General features: G+C 38.4%; 14 protein-coding genes and 1 pseudogene. 8 read left to right on the top strand and 7 right to left on the bottom strand.

The window, feature by feature from the left end; all coding sequences use genetic code 11:
• The first annotated feature begins 41 nt into the window (after nt 1-41).
• The 3 genes and pseudogenes from J8L71_RS11315 (at nt 42) to J8L71_RS11305 (ending at nt 3,608) form a co-directional block, all read left to right on the top strand.
• Nucleotides 42-1,175, top strand: a pseudogene (locus J8L71_RS11315) (IS3 family transposase).
• 263 nt (nt 1,176-1,438) lie between these two features.
• Entirely contained in the window at nt 1,439-1,741 is a 303-nt protein-coding gene (locus J8L71_RS11310) for an H-NS histone family protein (RefSeq protein WP_211000623.1), read from the top strand.
• 115 nt (nt 1,742-1,856) lie between these two features.
• Nucleotides 1,857-3,608, top strand: a complete 1,752-nt coding sequence (locus tag J8L71_RS11305; protein WP_211000622.1) for a DEAD/DEAH box helicase — start codon at nt 1,857-1,859, stop codon at nt 3,606-3,608.
• 20 nt (nt 3,609-3,628) lie between these two features.
• On the opposite strand, the gene J8L71_RS11300 is transcribed toward J8L71_RS11305, so the two are convergent.
• Entirely contained in the window at nt 3,629-3,964 is a 336-nt protein-coding gene (locus tag J8L71_RS11300; RefSeq protein WP_211000621.1) for a ribonuclease E inhibitor RraB, read from the bottom strand.
• Between the two features lie 214 nt (nt 3,965-4,178).
• Here J8L71_RS11300 and J8L71_RS11295 point away from each other — a divergent pair, with 214 nt between their 5' ends.
• Genes J8L71_RS11295 through J8L71_RS11285 form a run of 3 tightly spaced genes read left to right on the top strand, consistent with a single transcriptional unit; the run spans nt 4,179 to nt 10,495 of the window.
• Nucleotides 4,179-5,906, top strand: coding sequence for an autotransporter assembly complex family protein (locus tag J8L71_RS11295; protein ID WP_211000620.1), 1,728 nt, complete (start codon nt 4,179-4,181; stop codon nt 5,904-5,906).
• Nucleotides 5,906-9,592 (top strand): translocation/assembly module TamB domain-containing protein, encoded by a 3,687-nt coding sequence (locus tag J8L71_RS11290; protein ID WP_211000619.1) that lies wholly within the window; start codon nt 5,906-5,908, stop codon nt 9,590-9,592. The genes J8L71_RS11295 and J8L71_RS11290 overlap by 1 nt, the downstream gene beginning before the upstream one ends.
• Nucleotides 9,593-9,619: 27 nt before the next feature.
• On the top strand, nt 9,620-10,495 hold the full coding sequence (locus J8L71_RS11285) for a peptidylprolyl isomerase (protein WP_211000618.1): 876 nt from the start codon (nt 9,620-9,622) through the stop codon (nt 10,493-10,495).
• A 69-nt stretch (nt 10,496-10,564) separates the two neighbouring features.
• Here the strand turns inward: J8L71_RS11285 and queF are convergent, their stop codons facing one another.
• Nucleotides 10,565-11,410: an NADPH-dependent 7-cyano-7-deazaguanine reductase QueF gene (queF, locus tag J8L71_RS11280; RefSeq protein WP_211000617.1), complete on the bottom strand. Its 846-nt coding sequence runs from the start codon at nt 11,408-11,410 to the stop codon at nt 10,565-10,567.
• A 59-nt stretch (nt 11,411-11,469) separates the two neighbouring features.
• Here queF and syd point away from each other — a divergent pair, with 59 nt between their 5' ends.
• Complete coding sequence (syd, locus tag J8L71_RS11275; RefSeq protein WP_211000616.1) at nt 11,470-12,009, top strand: SecY-interacting protein; 540 nt, start codon at nt 11,470-11,472, stop codon at nt 12,007-12,009.
• 64 nt (nt 12,010-12,073) lie between these two features.
• Here the strand turns inward: syd and J8L71_RS11270 are convergent, their stop codons facing one another.
• From J8L71_RS11270 to J8L71_RS11260, 3 genes are all read right to left on the bottom strand, one after another.
• Nucleotides 12,074-12,847: a Zn-ribbon-containing protein gene (locus J8L71_RS11270; RefSeq protein ID WP_211000615.1), complete on the bottom strand. Its 774-nt coding sequence runs from the start codon at nt 12,845-12,847 to the stop codon at nt 12,074-12,076.
• Nucleotides 12,848-12,860: 13 nt separating this feature from the next.
• Complete coding sequence (locus J8L71_RS11265; protein ID WP_211000614.1) at nt 12,861-13,127, bottom strand: hypothetical protein; 267 nt, start codon at nt 13,125-13,127, stop codon at nt 12,861-12,863.
• 104 nt (nt 13,128-13,231) lie between these two features.
• The gene (locus J8L71_RS11260) at nt 13,232-13,468 is read right to left on the bottom strand and encodes a DUF2789 domain-containing protein (protein ID WP_211000613.1); all 237 of its coding nucleotides are present in this window, start codon (nt 13,466-13,468) and stop codon (nt 13,232-13,234) included.
• A gap of 241 nt (nt 13,469-13,709) precedes the next feature.
• On the opposite strand from J8L71_RS11260, the gene J8L71_RS11255 reads away from it, so the two are divergent.
• Complete coding sequence (locus J8L71_RS11255; protein WP_211000612.1) at nt 13,710-14,342, top strand: GNAT family N-acetyltransferase; 633 nt, start codon at nt 13,710-13,712, stop codon at nt 14,340-14,342.
• 719 nt (nt 14,343-15,061) lie between these two features.
• On the opposite strand, the gene J8L71_RS11250 is transcribed toward J8L71_RS11255, so the two are convergent.
• On the bottom strand, nt 15,062-16,036 hold the full coding sequence (locus J8L71_RS11250) for a TniQ family protein (RefSeq protein WP_211000611.1): 975 nt from the start codon (nt 16,034-16,036) through the stop codon (nt 15,062-15,064).
• 11 nt (nt 16,037-16,047) lie between these two features.
• Nucleotides 16,048-16,926, bottom strand: a complete 879-nt coding sequence (locus tag J8L71_RS11245) for an ATP-binding protein (protein WP_211000610.1) — start codon at nt 16,924-16,926, stop codon at nt 16,048-16,050.

Here is a 16,926-nt window from a genome sequence, read left to right as displayed (position 1 = left end):
TCTCGTCCTGAAATGTTTTTACACATTTCAGGACTTATTTTATGAAAACCACTAAAACTAAAGACGTTAAGCGTACTCAACGCGACTATACATTAGGCTTTAAATTATCCATTGTAGAGCAAGTAGAAAAAGGCGACTTCACGTATAAACAAGTACAAAGTCATTACGGTATTCAAGGTCGTAGTACCGTTCTGGTATGGCTGCGAAAATAGGGTAAATTAGATTGCTCGAAACCAACTTATATAGCCAACATGCCTAAACTGAAAGAAGCCCCAGCACAAATAATTAAACGTTTAGATCGTGAAATAGAAAACTTACGTCTAAAGGATTTAATCAAAGATGAGATGATTAATATAATGGATGAAGAGTACGGAGCAGGCTTACGAAAAAGTACATATCCGAGCTATCACACGCACAAAAGAAAAACAGCAAGTAAAGCTTACTCAGTTATGTCGTGCGTATGGCATAACACGACAAGGTTACTATCAAGCTATGTGTAGAATATATGCTCGCAATAAAGCGTTGAAGTCAGTCAAGGAATTAGTGATATATTGGAGGCTATCCATGCCTCGTATTGGTGGGAAGTCCAAAGCTTTATCGGATGCGCAAGCATCCCAATTTACTAAGAGAATACACGCCTACTGCAGCCGAGGAAGTCTTCGTTAGTGACATTACATACGTACAGTCAGCGCAAGGCGTGCATTACCTATCGTTAGCCAATGATGTTTATAATCGAAAAATAATGGGTTATGGGCTGAGTAATGAAATTAAAGCAACCGATGTAGTCAAAGCATTAGAAATGACGATTAAGCAACGCATATATAAACGTAATGCCATTCATCACTCAGATAGAGGCTTACAGTATTGTTCTGAAGTATATCAAATGCGCAATTAAAAGAGGGGATTAGGCCATCGATGACCGATGGGTATGACTGTTATCAAAACGCATAGCAGAGAATATTAACGGGATATTAAAGCAAGAGTTTTTACTGTATGAATGTCGCAACATGACAGATTTAAAACAGCTCGTTGAAGAATCGATACTTATATACAATGAAATGCGACCGGACTTAACTTTGGATATGAAAACATCAAATCAAGTGCATAAAAAAGACCTGGCGCTTTCGCACCAAGTCTTTCACAAAACCGCCAACCTATTTCAGGACGGGGCATAAAATAGGCAGAGTGAATTTATACAAGTTGATGAAGTATTAATTTTTTTAGTTCAATATAATAAATATGAGAAATTAAACTTATGCTCCACATTATTTCAACACTTTCATTTTGGTTTCAAAGCATTAAATATTTTTTAATATGGTGTGAAATATTAAATTAAATGATAGCTAGCACTTTCTTCTCGTAGCCTATTTTTGAAATTAAGCTTATACTTACAAGGTTATTTAAAATAAGTCTAACCATATAATTTAGCGAGATATAAATGAAAGAAGTCCGATCTTTTGTTAAAACTGCATCGTTAACAGAGCTTGAAAAAGCACAACAATTAATTAGTGATGCAATTGCAAAATATACTGAGCAGCTACAAGCTAAACAGGAAGTGTTGGATCTTTTAAAAGAAAAAGGACTTACGTTAGAAGATTTACAAGATGGCGCAGCCGATAAGCGAACTAAAGTTAAAGCTAAGTATCGCATTGAAGTTGACGGTGAATTCATTGAATGGACTGGCCGTGGGCGCCGTCCAAAAGCATTTGAAGGTGTTGATTTACAAAAGCACTTAGCTTAAAAGTACAAAAGAGATACATTGCTTCTCTTTTGTTTCCTACCGACTGTTATAACTGAACCTTAATAGTTTTAGTCCTTATTTACTGAGTAATCCTCACTCAAATCCAACTTTTCCTATGAGCTATACATTAAGACCTTACCAACAAGAAGCAGTAGAGCGCACTGTTTTACATTTTAGAGCGACAAACGACCCCGCTGTTATTGTACTCCCCACAGGTGCAGGGAAAAGTCTCGTAATAGCTGAACTTGCGCGAATAGCTAAGCAAAAAATATTAGTGCTTGCACACGTTAAAGAGCTAGTAGAGCAAAACTCACAAAAATATAAAAGTTTTGGTTTAGAGGCGAGTATATTCTCAGCAGGCTTAAAAGAGAAATCTTTAAATCATCAAGTAACTTTTGCGAGCGTGCAATCTTTATCAAGAAATTTAAAAAAATTAAATGAGCATTATTCTTTACTCATTATAGATGAATGCCACAGAGTCAATGGTGATAAAAAAAGCCAATACGGTAAAGTTATAAACGCTCTAAAAGAGTATAACCCTCATTTAAAAGTATTGGGTTTAACGGCTACACCTTATAGATTAGGAATGGGGTGGATATATCACCATCATTACCATGGTTTTGTTAAAGGCACGAAAGAAAGCCCATTTAAAAGTTGTATATTTGAGTTGCCGCTCAGGTATATGATCAAACATAATTATTTAACACCGCCAAATGAAGTTGACGCAGCAATTAGTCATTATGATTTTTCGTCTTTAGAGTCTAATGCATTTGGGCAATATACGACTGACGATATGAATGCACTTTTAAAAAATAGTGAACGTGCTACGCAAGCTATATTAAAGCAAGTAATAAAATATAGTGAAGAGCGTGAAGGTGTTATGATTTTTGCGGCTACCGTTATGCACGCCCAAGAGATTTTAAGCTATTTACCTCAAAAGCAAAGTGCGCTAATAACTGGCGATACCCCTAATACTGAACGCGATAAAATTATAAAACAGTTTAAAGCAAAGCAGCTAAAATACTTGGTTAATATATCGGTTTTAACGACTGGGTTTGATGCACCTCATGTCGACTTTATCGCAATTTTAAGACCTACAGAGTCTGTAAGTTTATATCAGCAAATAGTGGGGCGAGGGTTGAGATTATCTGAATCAAAAACCGACTGCCTTGTAATTGACTATGCTGGAAATGGTTTTAATTTATTTCACCCTGAAGTGGGCGATAAAAAAGGCGATAGTGATAACGAGCCTGTACAAGTGCCTTGCCCAGGCTGTGGGTTTGCAAATATTTTTTGGGGAAAAACCGATGCTGATGGCAAAGTAGTTGAGCATTTTGGCAGGCGCTGCCAAGGCCTTCTAGAAGATGATGAAGGTAACAAGGAGCAGTGCGATTATCGTTTTAGATTTAAAGAGTGCGACCAATGCGGCGCTCAAAACGATATAGCAGCCCGTAAATGTCATGATTGCGGAGCAGTAATGGCCGACCCTGACGACAAGCTACGTAACGCACTTAATTTAAAAGACGCGTTAGTACTGCGCTGCAGTGGGTTATCAGTGGTTCAACTTAAAGACGATTTAATTAAGTTAACGTACTTTGATGAAGATGGCGCAAGCTGCGATGAAGTTTATAACCTTGCCAGTAAAGGTGGGCAGTTTGTATTTAATAAGCAATTTGGTATGCGAGTAGGGCAAGGACAAACACCTATAAATTTTAAAAATGCAGAGCAGGTAATCAAAGCGCAGTATGATTTAGTGCCACCCGATTTTGTTATTGCACGCAAAAGTAAAAAATATGGATGGAAAGTGGCTGATAAACTGTTTGACTACAAGGGAGGCTTTAGAAAGGCAAATCAGTTAAACCGTTAAGCTTAACTGATTTTAAAAAGTTAGGCGGCGTCTTCGTCCATTAATCCCCAGCCATCACCATAACCATTATAGCTATTAGCAATACTTTCTAGATATTGCTCAGCTTGCCCTAATAGTGTGTGCTCTGGCACCATTTGAACATGAGTAATTACTTCCCATACGCCAGTATCTTTGCATTTTTCAACATCAGCGCTTTGAACTAATGCATCAGAGATTATTTCTTTAGCAAACTTTTCTGCATCGGCTTGTTGCTCAAATAAAATGAAAAAATCGATTTGGTGCATTTTATTTAAATCAACGCCAGCATCGGCTATTTCGGCTAAAAGTTGGCCGTTATCATCATCAGGGAATTGCATTAAAAACTCGTTTAAAATTAATTTTGTATACGTATACGCTATTGTAACCAAATTATTGTCATTACGCGTACAAATTTTAATTATGCCGATACTTATTCAAAGTTAAATTTACGCGATAGATTGTCACTAAGTTAATGTGTTGCTCATTATGGCTATGCTAATATGCATGTAGTTGACTAGTTATGTATAAGATATTTAAAGTAAGGATATTTACTTGTTTATTAAGTTTTTACGCTGTATGTGTATTGCGGGAGCCTTAATTTCGGCAAACAGCTATGCAGCAGAAAAAGTCATAGAAGATTATGATATTAAAGGTATTAGCGGTGATTTAGAAAATAACGTAGCGCTTTACCTCAAGCAATTAATTGGCGAGAAACCAACGCGTACGCTTCGTCGTTATGCACAAAAACAAGTACAAAATAGTATTAAGGCGCTGGGCTATTATAATCCGTCTGTTGACGTTATATTTGATGACGATGACGGCGAATTAATTGTTGAGGTTGAGCGCGGGCCTGCAACGCGTATTGAAGCAATTAATATTACCTTAAATGGTGAAGGCAAAGACGATACTCAGCTGCAAACGCTAATAAATAACATTAGCTTAAAACAGGGTGATATTTTAAACCACGGGCAATACGACTCCGCACATAAAAAAATTGAATCGATGCTTTTAGAGCTTGGTTATTTTGATGCTAAATGGCCAGTACGAAAATTAGAGGTATCGGTGCAAAAAAATAGTGCCGTTATTATCTTCGTAGTTAATACAGGTGTGCGCTATAAATTTGGCGATATTGAAATTGCGAGTAATACTCCGGCTGAAAAATACATACGTTCTTTGGCTCCATTTGCTCAAAACCAACCCTATAAATCAACACGTATAGCTGATTATAATCTTGATTTATCAAGCACACCTTATTTTGCCAGTGTTCGCGTGTATGCTGATATTGCTGCGCGTAAAAATGGTTTGGTACCAATTAAAGTTGATGTTCTTCCCAAACCAGCAAATAGCTATGAAGTTGGGGGGGGATACAGCACTGATTTAGGTCCAAAAATACGTTTTAAATGGAGCAAGCCCTGGATCACTGAAGATGGCCATTACCTAGAAACGAATTTAAATGTAGCGCAAAAGCAACAAGATATTTCAATGGCTTACACCATTCCTGTTGACGATCCTAATGATGACTTGTGGCGGTTCTCTGTAGGTTACAAATTAGAAGATAAACTCACAAATGATACCTACAGCGAAATACTAACGGGCCAATTACAGCGTCAATGGTTGACCGAAAACAAATGGGTGCGCACAGCTTTTTTGCGCAGAGATCAAGAAACTTACCGTATTGGTGATGAACCTGAAGAAAGTACTGAAATGCTAATGCCGGGTATTAGTTACGCTCGTAAAAAATCAAAAGGCGGGACAACTCCTTATTGGGGAGAGCAGTGGTTGATTTCGGCTGAATTTGGCTTAGATGATGTTCTCTCAAGTACTAATTTAGTAAGAGTACAAATGCAACATGCGTGGCTACGTACTTATTTAGATAAGCATTTGGTGTTTTTAAAAGCAAATGTAGGTGCAATGCTCGTTGATGATATTGAAAACGTACCTTACTCACTTCGCTTTTACGCCGGCGGCGATCAAAGCGTTCGTGGCTTTGCATACCAATCAATTTCGCCAGAAAATGATGATGGCGACCTTATAGGTGGTAAATACTTACTAACCAGTACAATAGAGTACAACTACCAATTTGCTCAAAATTGGCGCGCGGCTTTATTTGTTGATGGCGGTACGGCTACAAATGATTTTTCAGATGATTTTGAGGTAGGTGCTGGTTTTGGTTTTCGTTATTTAACACCTGTTGGCCCTGTACGTATAGACCATGCATGGGGATTAACAAAAGAGAGTAAAAGTACACGCTTGAGTATTACCATAGGGCCAGAAATTTAATGTCAGTATTTAAAAAAATAACAGCCGCCGTAAGTGCTACATTAATCACGCTGCTTGTTAGCGTATTTTGTTTATTATTCACAGCCCCGGGTAATCAATTCATTGCCTACAGTGCAAACAAAGCAGTCGATGGGCTACATATTGAGATTAAAAATGGTCGCTTTATTTATAACGATGCTTTTAATGTTCGTTTTGAAAATAACGGTTTAGATTTTAATGCGCAGCAACTAAAAATAGATTTATTTTGGTGGCAATGTGATGGCATTTGTATTGAAAACTTAAGCGCTAAATCTATAAAATTAACCTTGCCAAAAACAGTCGAGTCGCAGGATGAAGCACCCTCTGAGCCTCTTGAAAAAATCACCTTACCCTTTAATGTTTCATTAAAAAATATAGCGGTGAATGATTTTACATTAAACCATCCTAGTGCAGATGTGAACGTTAATAATTTTAAATTATCAGCTAAAGCTGAAGGTTCAAAACTCACAGTAAAGAGCTTAAATATTCCCAGTATACTTGTTGCTTTAAAAGAGCAAGAACAACCTAATAATGCACAAACGGCTCAAAGCAAAGCCCCACTTACACAATTGCCAGCACTTCCTGATATTGAATTTACATCACCCATTGATTTAGCCATTGAGGCTTTTGATATTGCAAAAGTGACAATTGAGCAGGGCGAAGCACAGCATAATATCGAAAACATTTCTCTGCTATTAAGTGTAGAAGACGCAGCTATTAATTTGCAGGCGCTTTCAGCCACATATGAGCAATGGCAGCTTAATACCCAATTAAATGCAAAGCTTGCAGGTAACTTACCTGTAAAAGGCCAAGTAACTTTGCAAAGTGATGCACACCAAGCAAATTTACAGTTAAACGGTGATTTAGCTGACTTAAATTTAAATTTAGAAACGAGAGGACAGTATCCGCTCACGTTAACCGCGAACGCTAATTTAAAGCAAAAAAATTACCCATTTGAACTAAGCGGAAAAATCAACCAATGGCTTATTGATGCGCAAAGTAACGAACTTAAAGTTAAAAATGTAAGCCTTAACGCAAATGGTAACGCCGATGACTACCAACTCAATTTGCAGGCTAACAGCCAATTAGGTGCTTATCCGGCTGTTGATCTTAATACTCAGCTATCAGGAAGTTTAACTCAAGCCACGCTTAAAACATTAAGTATTAAAGCTAACGAAAGTAGCGCAATCATAAAAGCTAATGTTGATTGGCAACAGGGCATTAAAACGAGTTTTAACGGTACGCTTGCACACTTAAAAGCACAGTATTTCACGGATGCTGCAACCAGTGACATTTCAGGACAGTTTAAGGGGGCATTTACCGCTGAAGCCGGCTCGTGGCAACTAAAAATGGATGATACTAAGTTAAGCGGATTACTAAACGAGGTACCCCTTGAGTTTGCGTCAAACTTTCAGCTTGATGATGCATTAAAAGCCAATATCGATAGCCTTTATTTAAGTAGCGGCACTAATAAATTAGTACTCAGTGGTCAGGTTGATGATACCTGGAAAGTTGACGGTAAAATAACGCTTAAAAGTAATGAAGAGACAAACATGCCATTTATTGCCAACGGCAACGCCAATTTAAAAGTGAGAGGTGAGAGGTTAACGCCTTCAGTTGATTTGGCTTTAATGCTAGATAGTTTTATTTACAATGAAATCAACGTCAATAAATTTAACGTAAAGGGGCAACTAGATACTAGTGCGGATTGGCAAACAAACTTATCCGTGAGTGTTGGCTCTGCGCTGGTGGCTGATCAAAAAATAAATAGCGTAAAAATTGATGCAACTGGAGATAAAACAGATCATCAGCTTATTGCATCGGTAGATGCCGTGCAGGGCAGTGTTGAACTTGAACTAAATGGCAAAATCAATAATGCCACGTGGAATGGTGAGCTTAGTAATGTAACGCTTGGTGATAAAAAGCTCAGTTTTAGCAACACTAAAAATATTGCCGTAATGTTTAACTCTCAAAATGGTGATTTTGATGTAAGTGCACACTGTTGGGCTTCTGAGCAAAGTGAGCTTTGTATAAACACGCTTGCCCAAACTAAAGAGCTTGGCCAGTTAAATGCGACGTTAAATAAGTTAGCGCTTGAAGAGCTTAAACACTTTCTGCCAAAAGATATCCATACTCGTGGTGATTTAACAGGCGACGTGGCACTTAATTGGCAAAGCGGTGCGCTTAAAACACTGCGTACGAATATAAACTCCAAAGATTTAACCGCAATATTAACTTCAGAAGAGGACCGATTTAAATTACCTATAGAAACTCTTAGTGTGAGTGCCTTTTCAGACTCTCAAACAGGGCAGCTCAAAGCTAATTTAGAATCAAGCGTTTTAGGTAAAATTAATGCACAAATTAATATTGATGACATACAAAATACGCAAGCGCTTAATGGTAGTGTTAATATTGAAAAAATATTGCTTTCAGACTTGCAGCCATTTTTAGAAACCCTAGAGGAATTAAAAGGTGATATTAGCGGTAAAGTAGCACTTGCGGGTACGTTACAAGACCCATTATTAAACGGCGAGCTTAACGTAAACGATATCAACCTTGAGGGCGAGCAGCTCCCTATTGCGCTACAAAAATCTAATATAAACATAGTGTTTGATAAAACGACTGCCACAATAGAGGGCAATCTAAACGACAATCAAGGTGGTAAAGTAAAGCTAACTGGCGATGTTGATTGGCAAGGTGAGCAACCAGCAGTAAACGTTGATGTAGCGGGAGAGCAGTTTTTTGTAAGGGCACAACAAGGCGTTACATTTAAAGTATCACCCGACTTAAAAATAGGGTTAGCTAATAATGCACTTAAGCTAGCGGGGGAAGTGGTTGTACCGTATGGTCGTATAATGATTGAAGAGCTTCCAGAGGGAGCGGTACAAGTAAGTGACGATGAAATTATTGTTGACCAACAAACACAAGAGACAGAAAAGGTGCCTTTTGATTACGACATAAACTTAAAAGTGATTGTTAAAAATGACGTAAAAGTAGAGTCGTTCGGGTTAGAGTCTAAAGTGGCAGGGGATTTAGCGATTAAAATGAGCCAAGGTGCGCCTATAATTGCCACCGGCGAACTTAACTTGATAGATGGTACCTATTTAGCATTTGGCCAAGATTTAATAATAAGTACTGGGCAAGTCGGTTTTAGCGGCTCAATTGAGCAGCCATACTTAAATATTAAAGCAATACGTAACCCAGATAACACCGCTAATGATGTAATTGCAGGGGTTACATTAACGGGTAATGTTGAACAACCAACACTTAAAGTGTTTTCTGAGCCCGCGATGGATCAAGCGCAAGCTTTGGCGTATTTACTTAACGGGCAACCATTAGGGGATGGCGAGGGGTCATCTAGTGATGCAATGCTTACACAATTACTGCTTTCTCAAGGTGTTAGCCGAAGTGAAGGCGTGGTCTCTAAAGTGGGCGAAACGTTTGGTCTTTCTGATGTTAGCTTAAGTTCGTCAGGCAGTGGTGATAGTACCAAAGTAGAAATATCAGGCTATATAGCACCAAGCTTACAGGTAAAGTACAGTGTAGGCGTATTTGATTCTTTAAGTGAAGTGGCTGTACGGTATCAATTGCTCTCACAGTTATATATAGAGATAACCAGTGGATTATATCAAAACGTAGATGTGCTATATAAGTTTGACTGGGATTAAGCCTAAACTTTGTATTATAAGGATTATATGAAAGCGTTATATTTAACGGCATGTATTGCAGCATTATCGGGATGTGCTCAGCATGCCAAACCCACTCAAGATGTAGCATTAGCTGTAAGCGCAAGTGATGTATTAAAAAATGCTAAAGCAGACGAATGGCAAACGGTAAGCACACAAAATATTTTAAAAATAACGCTGCCCACAGGCTCAGCTTATATTGAGCTCAATCCTTTACTTGCGCCTAAACATACCGCGCATATAAAACAATTAGCGCGGGAGGGGTTTTATAAAAACACCAGTGTTTATCGTTTCGTTGAAGGTTTTGTAGCGCAGGGCGGCGACGGTTCAGGTAATAAAAAAATACAAACAGCTAATAAAACAGTACCTGCAGAGTTTTATTTAGAAACGATTCAACCTCTTAAAATTACCGCGTTAAAGGGCGATGGTTACGCGCCTGTAACGGGATTTTTAAATGGTTTTGCAGTAGCGCAAAATCAAACACATACACAAACCTGGCAAGTTCATTGTAATGGGGTATTTGCAATGGCGCGCGGGAACGATACCGACAGTGCAAGCACAGAGTTTTTTGTAACCATAGGACAAGGGCCGCGTTACCTCGATAAAAACATTACAGTGTTTGGCCGAGTACTTGAAGGTATGGAGCATTTTAACCGCTTGCAGCGCACACCAACCGATGGTGTTGCATTTAACCCCATAACAAATGTGCAAGTATTGGCTGATGTTAAAAACGATAAAAGTGTATTTAAAGTAATGAAAACAGATTCTGTATCGTTCACACAACTCATTAATGCTCGTAAAAACCGTATTGAGCCATGGTTTGTGCAGTCTTACAATTATGTGGATGTATGTGCGATGCCTATACCAACAAAGCGTATTGATTAGAGTAACACAAACATTAAAAAAGGAGCTTAAGCTCCTTTTTTAATGTTTGTACTTTAGTGTTTAGGGTATTTACTGACGATTAATCTTAACGGCAAACGGTGTATCATTATAGTGCGTTGAACGGTATGGGTTAATGTCTAACCCACCTCGGCGTGTATAACGTGCGTACACTTCAAGTTCTTTAATGTTTAATTGCGTGGTTAAGTCACTATAAATACGCTCTACACATTGCTCATGAAACTCATTATGCGTCCTAAACGATATTAAGTAACGCAGTAGCGATTCACGACATATTTTCTCGCCTGTATATCTAATAATAATGCTCGCCCAATCAGGCTGAGAGGTTATTAAACAATTTGATTTAAGTAAGTGGCTATGAAGTGTTTCTGTAACTACAGTGTCACTTTGTGCTTTTAGAGAGTAAGCGTCAATGTCGTAATTATCTATCTCGATGTCTAAATCATCAATACACTCACCAGGAAGCGCAGTGCAAGGCAGGCAACTGTAATCATCTGGGCTGTATAGCGTTACTTTTACAGGGCTATTAACAGCATTCGATAAATCGTCAATTAAATGCTGCTTAACCACTTCATTACTACTAAAGCGAGTTTGATTAAAGCTATTTAGATAAAGCTTGAACGATTTAGACTCAATAATATGGCTGCTTTGACATTCAAAGGTAAATAAAGCCACTGCAACTTGCGGTTTACCTTTAGCGTTTAACCACGAAAGTTCGTAACCTGTCCAAATATCTTGGCCTTTAAATGGCAGCTCGGCTTCATCAATATTTAGAGCATCACGATTTAGCTTGCGCGCAATAGGGAAAAGCAAGCTTGGCGTATAGTTGTCTACATACTCAGTAGATTGCCCTAATACACTGCCTTTAAGGTCTGGAGAATTGTTGTAATCTGTCATGTTTGCTCTTAAATAGTTACAATAGGAACATTATATCTAATTTAATTGAGTTTCACAGTATGTCTGTTGCATTGCTTTTAGAACAACTTCACCATAAATTTAGCGAAAATACCTTTAAAAAAGCCGCTAAATATCCACTTATAGCGCATGATGAGCAATGGCCGAGCCCCTCTGAGCTTGGAGAGGTTGACGAACAAGGCAATATTCAATGGCAAGGCGTACGCCAGCAGCCAGCAGGCTCATTAAACGATTTAGCTAAGGCATTAGGGCTTGAGTTTCCAAAAGCGCTTAGCGAGCTTTATGGCCATATGTACGGTGGAAGTATTTTGGCAAGTATTGATGGTCATCAAGTTGAGCTATTACAAGCTTGGAATAGTGATGACTTCGACATGCTACAACAAAACATAACAGGTCATGTTTTAATGAAAAGAAAGTTAAAGCAGCCAGAAACAGTGTTTATAGGCTTAACAGATCAAGACGATTTATTAGTCAGTGTTTTAATTCATACTGGGGAAGTTTGTTTAGAGCATGTCGGCAAAAAAACGCACCATGTACTTGCACCAAATTTAGAATCGTTTTTAAAAGCGCTTAAAGTTTAAAATGTAATTAATAAATCAGCTTAGCGTTACCACTAAGCTGATTTTAAAAACGCATTAGTAGTGGCTACTGAAAATCCCACGACACATTAGAGACTAATCCGCACGGCTCACATCTAAAATCAAACAGCCCAAACCAAGGCTCATCTAGTTTCCAATCACTATTACAGCCAGGGCATTTACGTTCAAGTTCAGAGGCTTTATCAACACCGCCAACACGGTATAAGTAATAGTAAACTGGCTTTTTAGTTAAAAAACTAATGCGCTTAGTTATGTCTTTTCCACGACGATATAAATCGCTTTGTGTACTCGATATTTCTTCAAGAGCAGGAAACTCACAGCGTGTTGCGCCATTAATCTGTATTTGATCGCATGCTTGCCAATCTTCTTGCCACTTAATTAGCGTTTTATAATCGCCATTGGCTATAGCGGGTATATTAAATAGTGGCACGGGCAAAAAGTCATCACCACAATAAAGCGGGCTACAGGTGTGCACATAAGTTGTGTACAAGATATAGCTTGATGGCTCCTTACAGCAATCAGCTCCGTTTGAATGAATATCCTGGCCGATAATTTTAACTTTAGGGGCAAGCAAACCAGCAGTATTAAGTAGCTCAATACTGTGTTTTACAAACGGGCTATTATTTAGAGGATGCATGGCATCCTCTGTAGGGCACATTACACGGGTGATGAAGTAACCGTCTTTTAACACGGTTGGGAATTCTTCCCCCATTATTTGGCCATTAAAACGCAGGGCATTTACTAAGCGGTTTATTGCTTGTTCGGCTTGTTCTAGGGTAGTGTCTTGGTAGCAATCAAATGTTAAATCAACAACGAACATTTATACTCTCAAATTATTTTTGCTCTAGCAAAGCGAGTAACCTATCAAGCTTTTGCTCAATTCTATCTAGTTGACTAGTTTTAGGTTCGTTATCGCTGGTTTGCTGTGGGTTCTTCATTAAGTTATGAATAGATTCAGGGTTATTCTTATACTGACTTACTGCGGCAATTATCATAGGCATAGGCACTGATTGTGCTAAACGGCCTTTAGTAAGTGCAACAGTGGGAGTTTTGCCTTCCTCAAGAAGGACTTTAATTGCATCAAATACAACTGAATTCATTAGGTAATAACTCTTTAATATATAAATGCGCAGCACGTAGGCTGCGCGGATGCTATGTTAGCAATAAATAGGGGAGGGCACATTAATTAATGTGCCAAATACGATTAGTTACTTTGTCTAATTCTTACATCAAGCTCATCAATTACTTCGCTCCAGGCACCATCTTCTTCAAGTGACTCCGTTAGGAAGTGCTGCTGTGCTTCATCCCAAAAAGGGGCGTTTTGAAGTAATGTCGTGTCGTCGAGCTTGTGGTTGGCAATAAAATCATCAATTTGCTCTTCAGAATTTGGTAAACCAAGCTGTGCAAATAAGGTGTTTATGTCGTGCTTTGTTGTATCCATAATATAGCTCCATGTAATGATAACAATTTATTAAATGCGCCTTTTAACCAGCCTCAGTAAAAATTGACCTCGTTAAGTCGCTCATAGAATTAATATACTCAATATTAGATTTATCCAACGTTGGAGTACGATTATAAGCTTGGCTAGCTAAACTCTAGCTGAATTGACGCTTTTTTCACTTTAGGTATATAGTTAACTGGTAATTAGGCATATTTAAAAACTTAGCGAAAGAGGAAGTAGGATGACCACAGACACACCAACAGACACTTTTAGCGTACAGCATTTAGCCGCAGAAGATCTAAGTATTGCTGCGAGCCTTATTTACCAGGCTTATCATGACGATCCTATGTTGCAAACGCTGCTTAATTATGACGACAATAACAAATCCGCCTACGAAAAAAAGCTTCGTTCACTTGTTCGCGAAGAGCTTAGTTCCTTTTGGCAAGAAAAACAGCCTTTAATAGGCTTGTACCGTAATGGAAGATTAAAAGCGGTAGCGTGTGTATTTGAGTCTAATAGCCAATTGCAGCCAGAGCGCTATTGGCATTGGCGTTTAAAACTTATGCTCAGTGCTGGTTTTTTGCAAACTAACCAATTAATAGAAAAAGAAAAAACTATACGTGATGCATTAAAAGAGCAGGGTAATTATTACTTTTTAGCATTTATAGCGGTCGATCCACACTTTCATGGCCAAGGACTAGGGCGATATTTATTAAGAGGGTTAGATGACCTTGTAAAGTCAAATTCAACAGCAACAGGCATGGCTGTTTTTGTTACACGTAAAGAGCACTCCAAATTTTTTAAAACCGAGGGCTTTAAAGCACTAAATCAACTTACTTTTAATAAAATCGACGGTGACTTGCTGTTTAAATAATGGTTTAACTGAATAGTTTGTACGATTAATTGAATTTTTAACTATTTATGGTAATTGACTTTCGGATTGAGAATCTCAGTCAGTGGCATCTAGTAGCTTACTTAGTCGTACGTGAGCAGTGAAAAATTGGCTGCCGCTGCGGGTAAGAATTGTTTGCAAAAATCTCATAAAATAGTCCCTGTATGTAACCCTACCAGTGTACTAGTTAGGGTTCGTTTACTACGCAATAACGTCAAACGTAATTGTACGTTCAACTTCATTGCCTCTGTATTAGTAACAAATATGAGCTAGATGAGCAAACTATACTGGAGCTAGAGTAAAAATAGTGGGGGCGTGCATAGAAATAGAGGATCCAAGGCGGGTTTCAGCCTACCGGAAGAATGGTTACCTTCAAGTTGAATTAATTAACCCATTCGACTTCACAAGGAAATACCTAAAATACTGATATTTAAAATAAATCACACATCAACTTGTTATCTTGAAAAAATGTAGAGAAATCAAACCAGTATCATGAAGATTGCAGTTTCCTTATCCAGCTCAAACAACTTTTCAACAATCCACGTAAGTCATAATAGTGCTTTTTTACACTATAGTGTCGGAAATTGTCACTAATAGTGCTTTTTTCCATTATTACGGGTGCCCAATAAATGACCTGTCTAATTGTGCTTTTCTCATTGATGCTGATGATCACCTGAAATTCTAAAAGGCACTCTTTGGAGTTACATATCGGCCACAGAAATAGTGGTTCGATTAATTATTGCCGCAATATCTATTTGCTGATTTTGCGGTATAACTTTTTTAGCAGAGAGTTCAGGAAAAGTGTGAAATATCTGTTTTTTTGTAATGCCAAGAAGTTTAATCGCACTATCAAAAGTAACGATAAATGATTCTATATGTCGATTTGAGCTGGAGGATACTTGTGGTGTTTGGAGAAAGCTAACGTAGCAATTATTTATAGGCCATGCTGCATTGAGGTGTCGTATTAGTAGTGTTAACGGAAAGAATTGAAATTTTTCTGGAAGTTGAGAAAAAGGGCTAATGGCGTCACCTAATCGCTCTATAAATTGGTCATATACTTCTTTGCCACTGAGGAAGTTGAAGCCCTGCTCTAATGCAGTGTTAAAGTCGCTTACCGATGGGTGATGGTAAATGGGTAAAACAGTTGTGTAAGGATTTTGAATAAACAAGCTAGCTAGCAAGCAATCGCAGATTTCATCTATGAATAATTCGTTTATTTGGCTAGATATCGGATAGCTTTTTATTGGGCACAAACACAACTCGTTGGTACAAGTACCTTGTAATAATAAAGGTGACCAAATGAGTTGTTCACCACATTCTTGACAGCTATCGCAGAGCACACAACCGTGCAGCTCACATGATAAATTACCAATGTTTCGCCACTTTTCTTTTAGATATCCTTTGCCCTTTACACAATAGGGACAAATACGAGGCATATCAGTGTGACAATCTAGAAATAGTATGGAGTGCTTTGGTGCTAAGCTTAAGTCGCTAGTGCTCATAGCACAGGGTACGAGTTCACTTAATAGCTGTCGTTGTTTAATGCTAATTGTATTTTTTGTAACCGCACTCCACATTGGTTTATCAAGCCATTCGAGCGGTGAGGTGAACCCATTTCGAAGGCTCAAGCGTAATAGGTAGCTTGCTAGACTTTCATCTGCGATTCGTTTAGGCATTACCGATAACATTAATCAAATTCTCTCGAATCTAAAATCCCAACGATGTCATTATCAGTTAGGGCAAGTGTGTCAAAAGGATTGTAAGCAGATGAATTAACTCCCAACAGGTAAGCATCTTCAAGCTTAGCCAACAGATTCTTACGCTCACTGGTTGAAGCTATAGCAAAAAGCTTCGTTAACAGCCCAATTCTGCCGTCGGTTGCGACATGCAAACGATTAAGTATAGGTTTGTCGTCTAGAGTGAATGGCGGAAATCGAAATTCGGTGGCAAAGTAATTACAGCACAAAAGCCAGCACTCGCAGCGAGAAGGGATTATGTAAAGCTTTTGTTCAGATAGGAAACGGCGGCTCAATTGCTCCTCACCTTTTAATCTGTGCGTTGATTTGCCATATTTAAGCTTCAACAATCGGCTGGCGACTGGCGTTCCCATTAAAATAAGTGAAACTTTTGGGTTGTTATCTAGTAGCGCAGCTATTTGCTTAGCCATTCGCTGACTAGTGATTCCGTCGATATCCGTCAAACATTCCTGTACTTCATCGATAATGATCAGTTGAACGCGATGCGCGGCAAGTAAAACGGCAAGCCTGTCTTGAACGATATGAGCTTTATTGGCATTTTTACCTATGACTGAAGTGAGAGCTTTAACGACCTGTATAAGAAAATCAGTAGCTGTTTTAGTCTCCGTTAACTTTACATAAATGACCGGATAGTGGGTTACTTCGGGAGTACATAAAGTTGGAAAACGTGCTAGATATGTCTTGGCTAAACACGTTTTACCAACACCACTTAGACCTGTTAAAAGTAATCCATAATTTTTACCAAAACTTTGCTGATGAACTTGGTCTATTAGTTCAAGGCACTTGCTCAGACTTGGGTGGCTAAACAT

Origin of the sequence: Pseudoalteromonas sp. MMG007 (genome assembly GCF_018100985.1) — a bacterium.
GTDB lineage: Bacteria > Pseudomonadota > Gammaproteobacteria > Enterobacterales > Alteromonadaceae > Pseudoalteromonas.
This window is presented reverse-complemented; position numbering and strand designations above follow the sequence as displayed.